Below are 15806 nucleotides of genomic sequence, written 5' to 3' on the forward strand. Positions count from 1 at the left end.
CGTTGAGAGGATCTGGGGCGCGAACGGTGCGTGCGCCTGCGGTGCGGACCGTTCGCGGCGGGACTCAGCGGCTGCGCCCCAGCCGTGCCAGCAGGGCCTGCCGGTCGATCTTGCCGTTCGCATTGAGCGGCAGCTGCTCCAGGGTGACGATCCGGCGGGGCAGCATGTAGGGCGGCAGTCGCTCGCTCAGCGCGGAGTACAGCTGCTGGTCGGCGCATCCGTTTCCGCTGACCGCGGCCTCGAGCTCCGGTTCCCCGTCCGACGCCTGCACCGCGACGACGACCGCGTCACGCACACCCGGCTGCTGCCTCAGCATGGCCTCGATCTCGCCGAGTTCGATCCGGTGGCCGCGGATCTTGACCTGGTGGTCGGTCCGCCCCATGTGCACCAGGTGCCCGTCGTGCATGGCGGCCCGGTCCCCGGTGCGGTACCAGTGCTTGTCGGTCAGCGGCCGGCCCGCGCTCCCGCGGGTCGCGGCTGCGCCGTCGTCGGAGGGCAGGAACCGGCCTGCGTTGTTGGCCGGGTCCAGATAGCCCGGGAAGCGCTGCGGACCGCGGACGCACAGCTCGCCGCTGTCGGCGGGCCTGCCGTCGTCGTCCAGCAGGAGGATGTCCAGCGTCGGATAGCCGGTCCCGATCGGCACCGTCCCGTTGGCCGTACGGGGCCAGTCCGCCCGGCGGCGCGGCAGCCGGTAGGCGGTGCAGGAGATGGTCAGTTCGGTCGGTCCGTAGAGGACCTCGATGGCGCTGTCCGGCGCTGCCGTCTGCCACTCCTCCGCGGCCGCCAGGGTCAGCGGCTCACCGCCGAACACGCTCCAGCGCAGGGTGGGCATGCTTCCCGGTTTCAGCGTGCCGAGGCGCGAGGCGAAGGTGATCAGCGACGGCACGGAGAACCAGTGCGTGAGACCGAGGGCGTTGACCGTCCTGACCGGTGACAGGAGCTGGCTGCGCTTCGGCACGACCAGCGTGCCGCCGGACGCCCAGGCCACGAACAGGTCGTGCACGGAGCCGTCGAAGGTCAGGTCGAAGGTCTGCGAGAGCCTGCTTCCCGGCCCGATGTCGTAACGGGGCGCCACATGGCCGAGGTAGGCGCAGAGGTTGGCGTGCGAGACGGGAACTCCCTTGGGGGCCCCCGTCGAACCGGACGTGAAGATGATGTACGCGACATCGTTCGGATCCGTCTTCGGATCCGGCAGGTCGGCCGGCGGCCCGGCCGCCAGGGACGTCAACTCGTCGGGTCCCAGCACAACGAGCGGCACCCCGGGGTCCGCGCCGACCGCGGAGGTGTCCGCGAGCACCAGCTCCAGGCCCGCAGTCTCCGCAATACGGGCGGTGCGGGCGGGCGGGTGCTCCGGGTTGAGGGGGACGACGGCCGCACCCGTGCGCAGGACGGCGAGGTAGCCGGCGTACGCGGTCACCGACCGGCTCGCGAGCAGCCCCACCCTGCGGGGCGCCCTGCCGCCGCCCGCCGCGACCAGCCGGGCAGCGATCCGCTCGGCCAGATCGTGCAGTTCGCGGTAGGACAGCCGCTCGTCGTCCACTTCCAGTGCGGTGCAGTCGTCACCGAAGACGGCGGCGGAACGGGCGAACCACCCGTACACGGTCTGCGGGTTGCTCATGCCGTCCGCGCCTCCGTCGCCCGGATCCACTCGCGCAGCGCGCCCACCGTGCGCAGTCGGCCCAGTTCCTCGGGGTCGATCTCATGGCCGGTCTGCTGGGACAGCTCGACGATGATCCGCAGTTTGGCCAGCGAGTCGATCCCTACGTCGACGAGTGTGGAGTCGTCCTCGTAGGTGGTGCGCGCGTGCTCGCACAGTACCCATTCGGCCAGGTCGCCGGTGCGCTCCTCGCACTCCCCGTCGGGCCAGTAGCGCTTGGTCTGCCAGGGGTAGCCGGGCAGCGGGACGAAGCGTCCGGGCTCGCCGGAGATCGCCTCCCAGTCCACCGTCCCGCCGTTGCGGTAGAGCTCGACCGCCTTGGCCAGTTTCCTGGGCGTCCGCCCGTGCCCTTGGCTCTCGCCGGACCCGCCGAGTACCGCGGCCATCTCCTCGTGCGACGACGCGACGACGGCCAGGCGGTGTTCGTGGTGCTGACGGCGGACCGCCGCGCTGTAGCAGATGTCCCGGAGGGGGAACGCGCTGCCGGGCCCGTCGGCGCCGAGGTATGCGGTGTAGGCGCGGCGGAGAGCGGCCAGCGCCTCAGGAGTGCGGGCGGAGAGCGGCAGCAGGTACGGCCGGCCGGCCTTCTCCTTCGTGGCGACCGCCGGTGGGGGGTCGGCCTGCCGGACCACGACGTGTGCGTTGAGGGACGAGGAGCCCTGCCCGGAGACTCCCGCCCGGCACGGCCGGCCGTGGTCCGGCAGGTCGTGCAGCTTCTCCGGTACGAGCACCGGCAGTTCGTCCCAGGCGACCTGCGGAGTGGCCGTGTCCAGGTGCAGACTCTGCGGGACCTGGCCGTGCTCCAGGCACAGTACGGTCTTGATCAGACCGGCGATGCCGCCAGCGGCCTCCGCGTGGCCGATGTTGGTCTTGACCGAGCCGACGAGCAGCGGCCGGTCCGACGGCCGGTCCTCGCCCAGGACTTCGCCCAGAGCGGTTATCTCCAGCGCGTCCAGCACGGGCGAGCCTGCTCCGTGCGCCTCGACGAAGTCCACGTCGGCCGGTGACACCCCGGCGTCCTCGTACGCCCAGCGGAGCACCTCGACCTGGCCGGTCTTCGAGGGGTTCAGCACCGAGCCGCTGGTGCGTCCGTCGTTGCCGACGGCACTTCCTTCTATGACGGCCCGGATCCGGTCGCCGTCGGCCAGGGCGTCGGCGAGGCGCTTGAGGACGACGACACCCACAGCGTCGCCCGGGGTGTGGCCGTCGGCAGCGGCATCGGCGAACTTGCTCCGGCCGTCGGCGGCCAGGGCCCCTGCCTGCGTCATCATCACGCCCTCGTCGGGACGCAGAGCGAGGTTCACTCCGGCGACGAGCGCCAGGGGGCTCTCCCTGACGCGCAGGCTCTGCACCGCGCTGTGCACGGCAACCAACGAGGAGGAGCAGGCCGTGTCGATCAGGACGCTGGGCCCGCGGAGGTCGAGGAAGTACGACAGACGGGCGGGCAGCAGTGAGCGGAAGTTGTTCAACTGCGAGGCCGTCACGCTCTGCAGGCCCTCGCGGAACCGGATCTCCAGGTAGTCCGCCCGCGCGTTGCCGACGAAGACTCCGGTCCGTGTCCCCGCCAGCTCGTCGGGCCGGCGACCCGCGTCCTCGAGTGCGTCCCAGGCCGTCATCAGGAGCAGCCGCTGCTGCGGGTCGAGTTCGACCGCCTCGGTGGCCGACATCTCGAAGAACTCGGCGTCGAAGTCCGCCATACCGGCCAGGTAGCCGGCGCGGCGGCTGCCGATCGTCCCCGGCCCGGGACGCTCGGAGTGCAGCGAGTCCACGTCGTAACGATCAGGCGGTGTCTCGCTGGTGGCGTCCACACCGTCCCGCAGCAGGTCCCACAGCTCGTCGGGCCCGTCGGCACCTGGCAGCCGGCAGGCCATGCCGATCACCGCGATCGAGCGTGCGCCGACGTCGTCCGTCCTGTTCATCAGACCACTCCTTCAGATGCTTCGCTTCGTGATGCCGATGCACGAACGCGCTGTTCACGTACTGCCATGAGGATCCCTGGGAGCGGTGGCGGGCCTGTCGCTTCCGGCGGGCGTCGCCGATCTGCGGCAGGCCCTGCACGGCCGGCCGGGAACGGCTCGGGGTGGACCGAACTCCGGTTCGCCCTGCGGCCGGGTTCGGTACCGATACGGATGTCAGGCCTGTCACGGACTCTCACGGACAGGCACGGGTCACGGGCGGCGGGGACGGCGCCGGGCCCGCGGCTCGAGGTGCTGTCCATAACGACGTAGGGGCGTGATCGGTGGGGCACTGCGCCACGGCGGGATCACCGGCAGGGCGGCACTGCCCGTGGCCGCGGCAGTGTCCCTGCTGTCCGAACCGCACTTGCCCCACTGCTCCGTTCCCCTCCCTGCGCTCCCACGGCACAGCCCGCCGCATGAATACCCACCGCATGATTGTCATATGTAAAACCGCTGCGGCCGATTCCGGTTGATGGTTTGGCGGGAAGTGATCGCCCAGCGTCGAAGCCTTGCCCGATTGAGGCGGAATGCACAGTTCGAGCTGCATGGACAGTGCCGTCACGGTAGACATCACCCCCGCCTCGCCGCCCCTGGCGTATCTCAAGTGAAACGGAAAAGACGGCACTTGGTTCGTCCACAGTGCCGAACATCTGATTTCATCTGGCGCATGGACCCCCTGACACCCGATCAGACCCGTCACGCAGCCGAGCAGCGCAGGCTCCGCTTGCAGGTCCTCGGCCTCAACACCGTTGAGGCCGAGGCGACGTTCGACCGAGTGGCGCGGCTCGCGGCCAGCTTCACCCAGTCACCCCTCGCCATGGTCAACTTCATCAACGACGAGCGGCAGATGTTCCGCGGCATGTACGTGCCGCCCAGCTCCCCCGACGGTGCCGCCGACACCGAGAGCCGCGGCATCGTCTTCGACCTCAGCGACATAGCCCGCGAGGCACCCACCGACTACGGCTTCTGCCCCCACGTGGTCGCCCAGGGGTCCCAACTGGCCCTGGACGATGTCTTCGACTACCCGCGGTTCCGAGGCAACGCGCTGGTCAACGACATGGGCGTGCGCTCCTATCTGGGCACCCCCCTGCGGGACAACACCGGCATGATCCTCGGCACGGTGTGCGTGGCCGACATGGTGGCCCGCACCTGGGACCGCAAGATCAAGGAGGGCATGCAGGAGCTCACGGAGACCCTGCTGTCGGAGTTCAAGCTGCGGGACAGCCTGCTCGCGCAGCAGCACGAATTGTTCGCTGTCTTCGACGGCGCGCCCTTCCCCATCATGCTCACCGAGGGGCCGCACCACCTGCTGCGCTACGCCAACGGGAAGCAGGGCGCGGCCTTCGGCATGGTCCCCCAGTTCAGCCCCGGGCGGCAGGTCCTGTCCGGGCTCGACTCCGTCGGCGTCTTCAACGCGATGGACGAGGCCTTTCACACCGGCCAGACCACCACGCTCCCCCATGCGGCGATCACCACGTACGACTCGCCCTCGCCGCAGGCGTTCAGCTTCCTGTGCACTCCGGTGCGGACGTCACCCACCGCACCGGTCAGCGGAGTGCTCACCGTGGCCATGAACAGCCACGAGTCGTATCCCGTCGCGGAGCAGCACGTGTTCGCGGCCAATGTCCAGGAGCGCTTCGAGCAGTTGGGCAGCAACGGCTTCGGCGGCGTGGTCCCCGGACGGTAGGGCGTACCGCCCCGTACCCGGACCGGTACGCCCGCCGGCGTACCGGTCCCCTGGCGTTCAGCGGTCGCGGTCCGGCACTTCGGCGACGAAGACGGGGATCTCCCGGTCGGTCTTCTTCTGGTAGTCGTCGTAGTCGGGATACGCCTCGACCGCGCGCGCCCACCACACGGCCTTCTCCTCGCCGGTCACCTCTCGCGCCGTCATGTCCCTGCGCACCGGGCCGTCCTGGAGCTCGATCTGTGGGTCGGCCTTGATGTTGTAGTACCAGACGGGGTGCTTGGGCGAGCCTCCGAGGGACGCGACCAGAGCGTAGGCGCCCGCGTGTTCGACCCGCATCAGCGGGGTCTTACGAATCCTGCCGCTCTTGGCACCCCGGGTGGTCAGCACGATCACCGGCATGCCGCGCAGCGTCGTCCCGCTCCGGCCGCCCGAACTCTCGTACTCCTCGACCTGTTCCCGTACCCATGCTTCGGGGCTCGGCTCGTACTCACCCTCGAGAGGCATTGCCCACATCCCGTCCTCGTTGCTCGACCGCTCCACCCGGAGACCGGCACAGCTGTGCTGCTTCCCACCCTGCCACCGCGCAAATCAGGGGCGAAGGCTGCCCACGACATTGGCCGTGGCCGCGATGCCCTCCTGGATCGTCGGCGCCATGCTCGTGCCCGCCAGGAAGAAGCCGAGCAGTGCGCAGACGATCGCATGGCTCAACTTCAGCCCACCATTGCGCAGGAAGATCACTGCGAGCACCAGCAGGAGCAGCACCACCGAGATCGAAATGGCCATCGCCAACCTCCTTCGCCGCGTCGGAATTGCGGCATTCGGCGGCCAGTCTGGCGCAGTGGAGGTCCCTTACGGCCGACTGGCGTGTCCGCCGTACGGGTGTACCTGACCGGGAGCCGGGCAACGGCTGTCGCCGGCCCGACGGGTCGACGGGGCGACGAGCCACTTCCGGCAACTCCCAGGGGGGTGTGCGGGCTCGATCCTTTAGGACCTAGCGGTCATGACGGCGCAGGAAGTGCTCGAGGCCCGCCAGGTCGTCGGTGTTGATGTGGTCGGCGCCGGCGGTCAGCAACTCGTGCCACACCGCCTCCCGCGCCGGGCCCGGGACGTCGGGGGTGGCCCAGAAGCGGACCCGCTGGGAGCGGCGGTGGGCGGTGGTGACGAGGGTGTGCAGCTTCTCGCGTTCCGCGGGCGCGAATTCACCGGTGCCGAGCCAGCTGAAGCTGTGCGTCCAGTTGCTGGAGATCAGCGGGATGAAGGAGGCCGGCGCCGGGTCGGCGGCGGCGAGGTCTTCCAGTCGGCCGTCGTAGAAGGCGTACCGGACACGCTGCGCCTCCAAGGGGGCGCGGGCCGAGCGGTCGCCGGAGATCAGCGGGGTGACGGCACCGGGGCGGACGTGACCGTGGGCGCAGCTGCTCAGCATGCGCCGGTAGCGCCGTAACAGGCGGTCGAGCTCGAGATAGGCGGCGACGCCGTCGGTCTTGATGTCGATCAGCAGCTGGAAGGAGCGGCGGTGCCCGCGGTACACGCCTCCGTGGTTGGCCCTCACCCGGGCGAGCAGCGGGTCCAGATAGAGGGAGCGGAGGGTCCGGGCAGGGTCGAGTTCGGCCGGTTCGTGTGCGACGAGCAGTTCGCCGTCTACGAGGAAGACGTCCGCCTCGACGCTGGTGAAGCCGTGCGACAGCGCGTCGTGCAGGGGCCGTTGGTGAAGATAGTCGTTGTGCGCGTGGGCCCGGCGCAGCGGCGCCGGGCGGCCTTGCCCGCCGGTGGCTGCGGCATGGACGGGCGCCCCGAGGGCACCGGTGAGTGCGGCGGCGAGGGTGGTGACGACTGCGCGACGAGTGGTCGGCACGATGACCTCCGGGCTCTGCGGGTCGGGAGGGACACCGGTGAGTATCCGCCGGGCCGGACGCGATGGGCAGGGTGGCAGGGAGAGTTCGGCCATCCGTCATGTGCGGTACGGGCACCGGGAGTTCACCCGGCCGGGGGACCGTTCACGCCGGTGCGATGTGCGACCACTGGACGGTCCGGTCGCGCCGGCGGTCCGGCAGGGCCTGGTCGTGGCCGACCGCGAGCAGTCATCGCGACGTCTTCGCGGCGGTGGTTCTCGACGACGGCCACCAGCGCGGCCGTCGTCGACGCGTCGAGCATGGGCGTCATCCCGTCGCGGACCAGCCGGCGCGGCCGCGGTGCCGGTGCCCTTGCCAGGCCGGCGCGTTGCCGCTGTCCGTCACTCACCTCGCGCGGCCGCCGGCCGAGGAGTTGGCAGGTGAGACCTACGGCGGCCGGCTCCTCGGTACGGGCGGCGGCTTCGGCCCGCCTCCGGCCGGTGGCGCGCAGCGGCTCGGTGGTCAACTCGCACAGCGACAGCCGCGGGTCGGCCGACATCCGCGGCTGCTGGAAGACCACGCCGGCGGCTGTGCGCAGTTCGCGCGGCACGCGGTGGCGCCGGCCGTCGACGGGGTTCGCCGTCCATGACGACGCGGCCGGCGTCGGGCCGGTGCGGCGGCGCGGCGACCTTCGCCGTGGACCCACCGGCGCCGCCGGGGTCGGAGCAGGCCGCCGTGCCGAAGCTCGATACGGGCCATGGCCGTGGCGGCCGCGGCCCGTATCGATCGGCCCGTCATGCGCGTACACCCTGTTCGGGATCAACTGCTGTTGCAAGCCTTTCGCTTGAGCAGCATGTAAAGGGTGCGGCGTGATCGGGGTTTGTTACGGAGCCTGAAGATCGACGATCCCGGCCAGAGCCTCCTTGTGCCGTCCCGGCGTGCCGAGGGCGATCTCGTCGGCCTTCGCCCGCTTGAGATACAGATGGGCCGGGTGTTCCCAGGTCATGCCGATGCCGCCGTGCAGTTGCACGCACTCCTCGGCCGCGTGGACCGCGACCCCTGAGCAGTACGCCTGGGCGAGGGCCACCGAGAGCGGGGCCTCGGGGCTGCCGGTCGCCAGCGCGTCCGCGGCGGCGCGGGCCGCCGCCCGTGCCGAGACGACTTCGAGCCACAACTGCGCCATCCGGTGCTTGAGCGCCTGGAACGAACCGACCGGGCGGTTGAACTGGTGCCGCTCCTTGGTGTACCGGACGGTCTCCTCAAGGCACCACTCGGCGAGACCCAGTTGCTCGGAGGCAAGCAGGCCGGCCCCGGCGAGCAGACCGCGGCGCACCGCGGCCTCGCCCTTCGGCGCATCGGCGAGCAGCGTCCCGCCGTCCGGAGCGGTGACCGCCGCCAGCGGACGGGTGAGGTCGAACGGGGTCAGCGGCTCGACAACGGCCCGCGCCGCCTCGACCGCGTACAGGCCGTCGGCCCGCAGCACCAGCAGCACATCGGCGCTCGCCGCGTCCGCGACACCGGTGATGCGGCCGGCGCCGTCCGGCAGCGGGCCGTCGGGCGCCGTGGACAGCGGCACCACGACGACGGCCGTGCGCCGTCCCTCCGCGAGCTCGCGCAGCAGTTCGGCAACCGCCTCCGTCCCCGTGTCGAGCGCCAGCAGCACCTCGGTCGCCACGACGGAGCTGGTGAGGTAGGGCGCGGCGACGACGCCCCGGCCCAGCTCCTCCAGCACGACTGCGGCCTCGCGGTGGCTTGCGCCCTGGCCGCCGAGCTTCTCCGGTACGAGCAGGCCGGCGGCGCCCATCTCGGCCGCGAGCGAGGTCCACAGCTGCGGGTCGAGCGGGGAGCCGGCCTCGGCGCGCGCGGCGAGCGCCGCGTGGTCGCCCCGGGCGGCGACGAGCGACCGCACGGCGGCACGCAGGTCGTCCTCGGTCTCCGAGTAGAGCAGATCTGTCATCGCGCGAGGTCCTTCCAGGCGACGTCCTTGTCGTTGCGCGGCTCGGCGGGCAGCCCGAGGACGCGCTCTGCGACGATGTTCAGCAGTACCTCGGTGGTGCCGCCCTCGATCGAGTTGCCCTTGGACCGCAGATAGCGGTAGCCGGCGTCCCGCCCGGTGAAGTCGACCAGATCCGGTCGGCGCATGGTCCAGTCGTCGAACAGCAGCCCTTCCTCGCCGCGCAGTTCGACTTCCAGACCGCTGATCTCCTGGTTGAGGCGGGCGAAGGCCAGTTTCGTGGCGCTGCCCTCGGGGCCGGGCTGGCCGGCGACGAGCTGCTGGCGCAGCCGCTCCCCCGCGAGCCGGGCGACCTCGGCCTCGACCCACAGGGTGAGCAGCCGCTGGTGCAGGTCGTGGGTGCGCAGCTCGGGCCGCTCGCGCCAGGTCCGGGAGACCGGGCCGATCATGCCGCCCTCACGGGGCAGGCGCATGCCGCCGATGGAGACGCGCTCGTTCATCAGGGTGGTCTGCGCGACCTTCCAGCCCTCGCCGACCTCGCCGAGACGGTGCGCGTCGGGAATGCGCACCCCGGTCAGGAAGACCTCGTTGAACTCCGCCTCGCCGGTGATCTGGCGCAGCGGCCTGACCTCCACGCCGGGATCGGTCATGTCGCAGACGAAGTACGTGATGCCCCGGTGCTTGGGCAGGTCGGGGTCGGTGCGGGCGATCAGGATGGCCCAGCGGGCGGCGTGCGCGCTGGAGGTCCACACCTTCTGGCCGGTGACGATCCAGTCGCCGGAGTCCCGGTCCCTGACCGCACGGGTGCCGAGCGCCGCGAGGTCGGAGCCGGCTCCGGGCTCGCTGAACAGCTGGCACCACACCTCCTCGCCGATCCACAGGGGGCGCAGGAAGCGCTCCTTGACCTCCTGGGAGCCGTACTTGAGGATCGTCGGCGCGGCCATGCCGAGGCCGATGCCGAGGCGGCGGGGGTCGTTGTCGGGTGCGCCGGCGGCGGTGAGTTCGGCGTCGACGACGGCCTGCAGGGCGCGCGGGGCGTCGAGTCCGCCGAGGCCCTTCGGGAAGTGGACCCAGGCCAGGCCCGCGTCGAAGCGCGCCTTGAGGAAGTCGGTGCGGTCGGTGGTGGCCGGCGGGTGGTCGGCCAGCAGCTTTCGGGTGAGGCCGAGGAGTTCGGCGGCGTCCGTCATCGATTCGCTCCGTCCGGGACGACGACCAGGCGGCCGGTGGTGGTGCCGTCGGCGACGCGCTGCACGGCGCCGGCCGCGTCCTTGAAGGCGACCCGCTCGCTGACGAGCGGCTTGATCAGACCCTTGGCCGCGTACTCGGTGAGCGTCGCGTGGCAGCGGCCGATGGAGCCCGGGTCCTTGGTGGCGTACAGGCCCCAGTGCAGGCCCATGATCGAGTAGTTCTTGACCAGGGCGTGGTTCAGCGCCGGGGCCGGGATGTCGCCGCTGGCGAAGCCGACGACGATGATGCGGCCCTCGAAGGCCACGCACTTGGCGGACTTCGCGTACGCGTCCCCGCCGACCGGGTCGTAGATCACGTCCGCGCCGCGTCCCCCGGTCGCCTCCTTCACGGCGGCGACGATGTCGTCGGCGCGGCGGTCGATGACGACGTCGCAGCCGATTTCTCGGGCGACGGCGGCCTTCTCCGTACCGCCGACGACGCCGATCACCCGGGCTCCGGCCGCCTTGCCGAGCTGTACGGCGGCGCTGCCGACCCCGCCGGCCGCGGCGTGGACGAGCAGGGTCTCGCCCTCCTTGAGCGCGGCCCGGCGGTGCAGACCGAACCAGCCCGTCTGGTAGCCGATGTGCAGCGCGGCGGCCTCCGCGTCGTCGAGCGCCTCGGGCGCGGGGAGCACGGCGCCCGCGTCGGCGACCACGTACTCGGCGAGTCCGCCGCCCGGCAGGACGGGGTTGGCGATGACGCGGCGGCCGTCCTCGGTCTCGCCGCAGATCTCGACGCCCGGGGTGAACGGCAGCGGCGGCCGCACCTGGTACTGCCCGCGGCAGAGCAGTGCGTCGGGGAAGTTGATGTTCGCCGCTCGGACCTTCAGGAGGAGCTGTCCCTCGCCGGGCGTGGGTCGGTCCACCTCTTCGAGCCGCATCACCTCGCTCGGCTCGCCGTTGCGGTGCACTTGCCATGCCTGCATTTCGGGGCCTCCCACACGTAGGGCAGTACTGTGCTGCGCCGCATACTAAGCGGTCGCTTGCCTCCGGGGAAGCCCCCTCAACCCCCCTTGGGCCTCGCCCGCACGTGCATCCGCTCGCCCTGTGGGCCGAACAGGCTCAGAAACTCGACCGGCGTGTCGTCTGCACAGCCGAACCAGTGCGGCACCCGGGTGTCGAACTCGGCCGCCTCCCCGGCGGTGAGCACCACGTCGTGGTCGCCGAGAACCAGCCGCAGCCGACCGGAGAGGACGTACAGCCACTCGTAGCCCTCGTGCGTACGGGGCTCCGGCGTCTCGCCGAAGACCTTGTGGATCACCTTGTACGCCTGGAGCCCGCCCGGCCGCGCAGTGAGCGGGTACATGGTCCGGCCACCGCGGACGATCGGTTTGGCGCGCACCCGCGGATCACCGACGGGCGGTGCGCCGACCAGTTCGTCCAGCGCGACCTGATGGGCGCGGGCGATCGGCAGCAGCAGTTCCAGACTGGGGCGCCGGCCGCCGGACTCGAGCCGGGAGAGGGTGCTTACGGAAATGCCGGTCGCCTCGGAGAGTGCGCCGAGAGTGGCCCCCCGCTCGCGCCTGATCCTGCGGAGCCGGGGGCCGACCTCGTTCAGCACGGCGTCGAGCCGCGCGTCGTCGTGGTGGTCGTGGTTGCCGTCCCTGCGGTGGCCGTCGTCGCTCATGCCTCCATTGCAGAAACAGCAACGCTCCTTGTCAAATATGTACGATCTGGCGAGGAGGCCTCAGCGCCCGAAGAGCTCGAACGCGACGGCGGGACGGCCGCCGAAGCGCGGCGCCGCCATCTCTGCCATGCGGGTGAGGAACGTGTGGCAGTACTCCTGGGGGTCCTGGTCCGTCAGGCCCTCGATGTACAGCCGGTGCTCCATCAGCGAGGCCACGGACCGCTCGAGCCCCGGGCCCGCGTCGACCGCGTGGGTCGGGCTCGTCGAACCCGCGACGGCCACCCAGCGCACGCCGGCCCACGGCTGAAGGCCCTGCTCGGAGATCAGCTCCGGAAAGATCCAGCGGTTGCCCGCGTCGGCGGCCGCGTCGAGGGTCGCCCGGCCGACGGCGCGGTGATCGGGCGTGTTCCAGGCGGTGCCGCCCCAGGTGTCGCGATGGTTGAGCGTGATCACCAGCTCCGGCCGGTGCCGGCGGATGGCCGCGGCGATGTCCCGCCGCAGTGCGGTCCCGTACTCGATCACGCCGTCCTTGTGGTCCAGGAACTCCACGGTGGAGACGCCGACGACCGCCGCACTCGCCCGCTGCTCGCGCTCGCGCAGTGGCGCACACTCGGCGGGGGCGATGCCGTCGATCCCTGCCTCGCCCCGGGTGGCCAGCAGATAGGCGACGTCGCGGCCCTGGTCGGTCCATCCTGCGATGGCGGCCGCGCAGCCGTACTCGAGGTCGTCGGGGTGGGCGACGACCGCGAGCGCGCGCTGCCATTCGGTCGGCATCTCCTGGAGCTGTTCGGTCTTCTGATCCGTCATGTCCCGCAGGATACGGATCCGCTGATCATGTGTCAGAGCTCCTGCCGGGCGAGCGCCCGCAGCCGGTCCAGTACCCGGGGCACGCCCGCCCGCACCCCGTCGTGCTCGTACTCGTCGGTGACCCAGGTCCGCAGCCCGCTCACGGCACGAGCGGTGCGCAGTGGCGGTGTCCACGTACACCGTCCGGTGCCGCGCGCTGGTCGAGGAGGAGTACACGCAAGTCCTGCACCGCCCGCCCGAGCCAGGCCTGCTTGCCGGCGAAGCGGCGGACCGCGTTGCCGGGGCCACCCCCCAGCTACACCAGCCAGGGCCGATCCTCGGACATGTGGGACGCGGAGGCGACCTCCCTGCCGTAGGGCTCGATCCGCTCGCCCGCCGGGTCGCCGTGGTCGAGCGGGACGGTGAAGTGGTGGTCGCCGAGAACGACTCCCGGCTGCCGGTAGCCGGCCACCGCTGCTCCTGTTCCTGTGCGGCCCCGCCCGTCCAATGGCTCACAGCGGCCGGGCGGGGACGCAGTCAGGTACCGGTCAGCCCGTCGGGAAGCCGTCCGGTGTCCTGATCCGGTCACGGATCCAGACACCGGCCTCCTTGAGGGACGACGTGCCGGTCCAGGGGCCGGCTGCGGCGCAGGTGCCGGTCTTGAAGACGGCGCCGGACCGGTGGTCGTCGGAGAAGTTCCAGTTGACCCAGCTGATCTTCTTGGCTGCCATCAGGTCGAGGTAGCGCTGGGCCATCGCGAAGTCGTTGGCACCCTCTCCCGCGTAGTCCTGGGTGCCGAACTCCGTGACGAACATGGGGATCCGATCGGCGGCACGGGCGAGCGCGTTCAGGTTCTCCTCCCGGTGCGAGGCCGCGTAGAAGTGAAAGGTGTACATGACGTTCGGTGCGTCGACGGGGTTGTTCACGACCTCGCTCTCGTCGCCGCCCTCCGAGAGACCGAGCGACGACCAGGCGCGGGTGCCGACCAGGACGGGGGTGTCGGGGTCCTGCCTGCGGATGACCGGGACGAGTTCCTCGGCGTAGCTCTTGATCCGCGACCAGCTCACCCCGTTGGGCTCGTTGGCGATCTCGTAGAGCACGTTGTTCTTGTTCTGATGGCGCTGTGCGATCTCGGTGAAGAAGGTCTTCGCGCGCGGGAGGTTGTGGTGCGGGTCGCCGGGGCTGAGCATGTGCCAGTCGACGATCGCGTACAGGCCGCGGGCGGTTGCCTGCTCGATGATGGCGTGGACCTTGTCCGTGAAGCCGCGCGGGTCGGTCTCGTAGCCGCCTTCCTGGACGTACATCGAGATGCGCAGGACGTCGGCCTTCCAGTCGGTGGCGAGCGCGTCGAGGGAGCCGCCGGTGACGCACTGGCTGTACCACTGGAGCCCGTGGGTGCTCATGCCCCGCAACTGGACGGGCTTGCCGTACTGGTTGCACAACTTGGTTCCGCAGACCTTGAGCTGTCCGTTGACGCCGACGGGGGTCGAGTCGGTGGTGGGGGCGGTGTCGACGGCCAGATGGTCGACGTTCGGCCCGCCGTCGGCGGTGGTGGCCGTGGCTCTGACGGTGTTGCTCCCCGCTCTCAAGTCGGTGGTGACGGTTGCCGTCGACCAGGAGGTCCAGGAGCCGGTGCCCGCAATGGCCCGATCGTCGACTGTCGGCGCGCCGTTGACGGTGATGTCCATCGGCCGGTCGGCGGGAGTGCCGTTGGCGAAGCGCAGCTTCAGCGTAACGCGGCCGGCCCGGGCGGCGTCGACCGTCCACTGGACGTAACTGCCGACGGAGTTGTCGTAGTTGACGAAGCCGCTGCCGGTGAAGCCGGCGTGGTTCGCATCGACCCGGCCGCGCGAGACGGTCGCGTCCTCCGCCTCGTAGGTGGCGGCGGCCGGAGTGAACGGGGTGGCCGCGGGGGCGGCGGGGGCGGTGGGGGCGGTGGTGAGGGCGAGAAGCAGGGCGGCGCCGAGCGCGCCGGCGCTGCCGAAGGGGCGTAGCCAGAACCGTGCCGGTCTCATGTGGGGGACTCCGTTGGCTGGGCGGACAAGGCCGGAGGGGGCCGATGAATCGGCCCGGGGAAGATTGAAAGGAAACTTTCCTAACGGAGGAATAGCAAGGGACGCGCACCACGGCAAGGGAAAATGACGCAAGAGAACTCTTCCGGCGCCGGCCGGGTCCCGAGCGGCGCGTCGCACTCGTGGCCGGGCTCCCTCGACCGCGTTCGCCGATGCCCCCGTCCTTCAGACGGAAAGCGCTTGCTCATTCCGCCTCGGCGGCTCGCCGCCGCGCCCCCGGGAAGTGTCCGGAGGACCAGTGGTGACCACGGCGGACATCACCGGGGCGTCGGCCGTGACGGTCTGCCGGGCGGGATCGGCGTGCGTCCCCTCCCTGCGGGTCTACGACACCGGCCGAGCCACCCCCTTGTGACGGTCCCCGGCCGTGCGTCGTTCAGCGGCGGGGCAGGCGGTGCAGTTCGACCCCCGACAGCTGCCCTCCGGCCACCCGGGCGGTCATATAGGTGCAGTGGGGCTGTCGCCGGCGGTCGGTCGGCGAGCCGGGATTGAGCAGCCGCAGGCCGGTCGGCGCCGTGGTGTCCCAGGGGATGTGACTGTGTCCGAACACCAGCACATCGAGGCCGGGAAACCGCTCCGCGCACCGGCGTTCACGCCCCTGGGCGGCGCCGGTCTCATGGACGACCCCGATGCGCACGCCGCCGAGCTCGGCCAGCGCGACCTCCGGCAGCCGGGCCCGCAGCTCGGGCCCGTCGTTGTTGCCGTGGACGGCGAGGAGGCGCGCGGACCACGACTCGAAGAGGTCCAGGGTCGCGACGTCGATCCAGTCGCCGGCGTGGATCACCACGTCCGCCTCGCGAACGGACTCCATGAGCTTCGCCGGCAGTCGGCGGGCGCGGGCGGGCACATGGGTGTCGGAGGTCAGCAGCAGGCGCATGTCACCACGATGCGCCGTGCGGCGGCCCCGCGCAGCCCCGTCCACGGCAGTCCCGGGGGGCGCGTTACCGAGCCGTACGAAGTCGTATGCATACCCGGCCGTGGACCGGGCAGCTGAAGCCTGAGCGCTCGCCCGG

General features: G+C 71.3%; 14 protein-coding genes and 1 pseudogene. 1 reads left to right on the top strand and 14 read right to left on the bottom strand.

The genetic code is table 11. From position 1 onward, the window contains the following. Nucleotides 1–64: 64 nt before the first annotated feature. Entirely contained in the window at nt 65–1618 is a 1554-nt protein-coding gene (locus IE198_RS00150; RefSeq protein ID WP_189881386.1) for an amino acid adenylation domain-containing protein, read from the bottom strand. Next, on the bottom strand, nt 1615–3576 hold the full coding sequence (locus tag IE198_RS00155; protein ID WP_189881388.1) for a beta-ketoacyl synthase N-terminal-like domain-containing protein: 1962 nt from the start codon (nt 3574–3576) through the stop codon (nt 1615–1617). The genes IE198_RS00150 and IE198_RS00155 overlap by 4 nt, the downstream gene beginning before the upstream one ends. 706 nt (nt 3577–4282) lie before the next feature. On the opposite strand from IE198_RS00155, the gene IE198_RS00160 reads away from it, so the two are divergent. Continuing rightward, nucleotides 4283–5302 (top strand): GAF domain-containing protein, encoded by a 1020-nt coding sequence (locus tag IE198_RS00160; protein WP_189881390.1) that lies wholly within the window; start codon nt 4283–4285, stop codon nt 5300–5302. 57 nt (nt 5303–5359) lie between these two features. On the opposite strand, the gene IE198_RS00165 is transcribed toward IE198_RS00160, so the two are convergent. The 12 genes and pseudogenes from IE198_RS00165 to IE198_RS00220 all read right to left on the bottom strand — a co-directional run bounded on the left by IE198_RS00165 (nt 5360) and on the right by IE198_RS00220 (nt 15670). Continuing rightward, nucleotides 5360–5806 carry a nitroreductase family deazaflavin-dependent oxidoreductase gene (locus IE198_RS00165; protein WP_189881392.1) on the bottom strand — a complete coding sequence of 149 codons (447 nt, stop codon included), beginning with the start codon at nt 5804–5806 and terminating at the stop codon, nt 5360–5362. A gap of 84 nt (nt 5807–5890) precedes the next feature. Further along, nucleotides 5891–6085 (bottom strand): hypothetical protein, encoded by a 195-nt coding sequence (locus IE198_RS00170; RefSeq protein WP_100110468.1) that lies wholly within the window; start codon nt 6083–6085, stop codon nt 5891–5893. A gap of 208 nt (nt 6086–6293) precedes the next feature. Beyond that, complete coding sequence (locus IE198_RS00175) at nt 6294–7154, bottom strand: phosphatidylinositol-specific phospholipase C/glycerophosphodiester phosphodiesterase family protein (RefSeq protein WP_373299725.1); 861 nt, start codon at nt 7152–7154, stop codon at nt 6294–6296. 142 nt (nt 7155–7296) lie between these two features. Continuing rightward, nucleotides 7297–7850: pseudogene (locus tag IE198_RS00180) on the bottom strand (ATP-binding cassette domain-containing protein); the annotation flags it as partial. Between the two features lie 164 nt (nt 7851–8014). Beyond that, complete coding sequence (locus IE198_RS00185) at nt 8015–9088, bottom strand: acyl-CoA dehydrogenase family protein (RefSeq protein ID WP_189881396.1); 1074 nt, start codon at nt 9086–9088, stop codon at nt 8015–8017. Further along, nucleotides 9085–10272 carry an acyl-CoA dehydrogenase family protein gene (locus IE198_RS00190; protein ID WP_189881398.1) on the bottom strand — a complete coding sequence of 396 codons (1188 nt, stop codon included), beginning with the start codon at nt 10270–10272 and terminating at the stop codon, nt 9085–9087. The genes IE198_RS00185 and IE198_RS00190 overlap by 4 nt, the downstream gene beginning before the upstream one ends. Further along, nucleotides 10269–11237: an NADPH:quinone oxidoreductase family protein gene (locus IE198_RS00195; protein ID WP_189881400.1), complete on the bottom strand. Its 969-nt coding sequence runs from the start codon at nt 11235–11237 to the stop codon at nt 10269–10271. The genes IE198_RS00190 and IE198_RS00195 overlap by 4 nt, the downstream gene beginning before the upstream one ends. 77 nt (nt 11238–11314) lie before the next feature. After that, nucleotides 11315–11938: a helix-turn-helix domain-containing protein gene (locus tag IE198_RS00200; protein WP_189881402.1), complete on the bottom strand. Its 624-nt coding sequence runs from the start codon at nt 11936–11938 to the stop codon at nt 11315–11317. 60 nt (nt 11939–11998) lie between these two features. Continuing rightward, nucleotides 11999–12745 carry a PIG-L deacetylase family protein gene (locus IE198_RS00205; RefSeq protein ID WP_189881404.1) on the bottom strand — a complete coding sequence of 249 codons (747 nt, stop codon included), beginning with the start codon at nt 12743–12745 and terminating at the stop codon, nt 11999–12001. A 295-nt stretch (nt 12746–13040) separates the two neighbouring features. Then, nucleotides 13041–13196 carry a hypothetical protein gene (locus IE198_RS36490; protein ID WP_373299726.1) on the bottom strand — a complete coding sequence of 52 codons (156 nt, stop codon included), beginning with the start codon at nt 13194–13196 and terminating at the stop codon, nt 13041–13043. 76 nt (nt 13197–13272) lie between these two features. Then, on the bottom strand, nt 13273–14739 hold the full coding sequence (locus IE198_RS36495; RefSeq protein ID WP_189881406.1) for a cellulase family glycosylhydrolase: 1467 nt from the start codon (nt 14737–14739) through the stop codon (nt 13273–13275). Between the two features lie 430 nt (nt 14740–15169). After that, the gene (locus tag IE198_RS00220) at nt 15170–15670 is read right to left on the bottom strand and encodes a metallophosphoesterase family protein (protein WP_189881408.1); all 501 of its coding nucleotides are present in this window, start codon (nt 15668–15670) and stop codon (nt 15170–15172) included. Nucleotides 15671–15806: the final 136 nt, after the last annotated feature.

It is taken from the genome of Streptomyces xantholiticus, assembly GCF_014651015.1.
Taxonomy (GTDB): domain Bacteria; phylum Actinomycetota; class Actinomycetes; order Streptomycetales; family Streptomycetaceae; genus Streptomyces; species Streptomyces xantholiticus.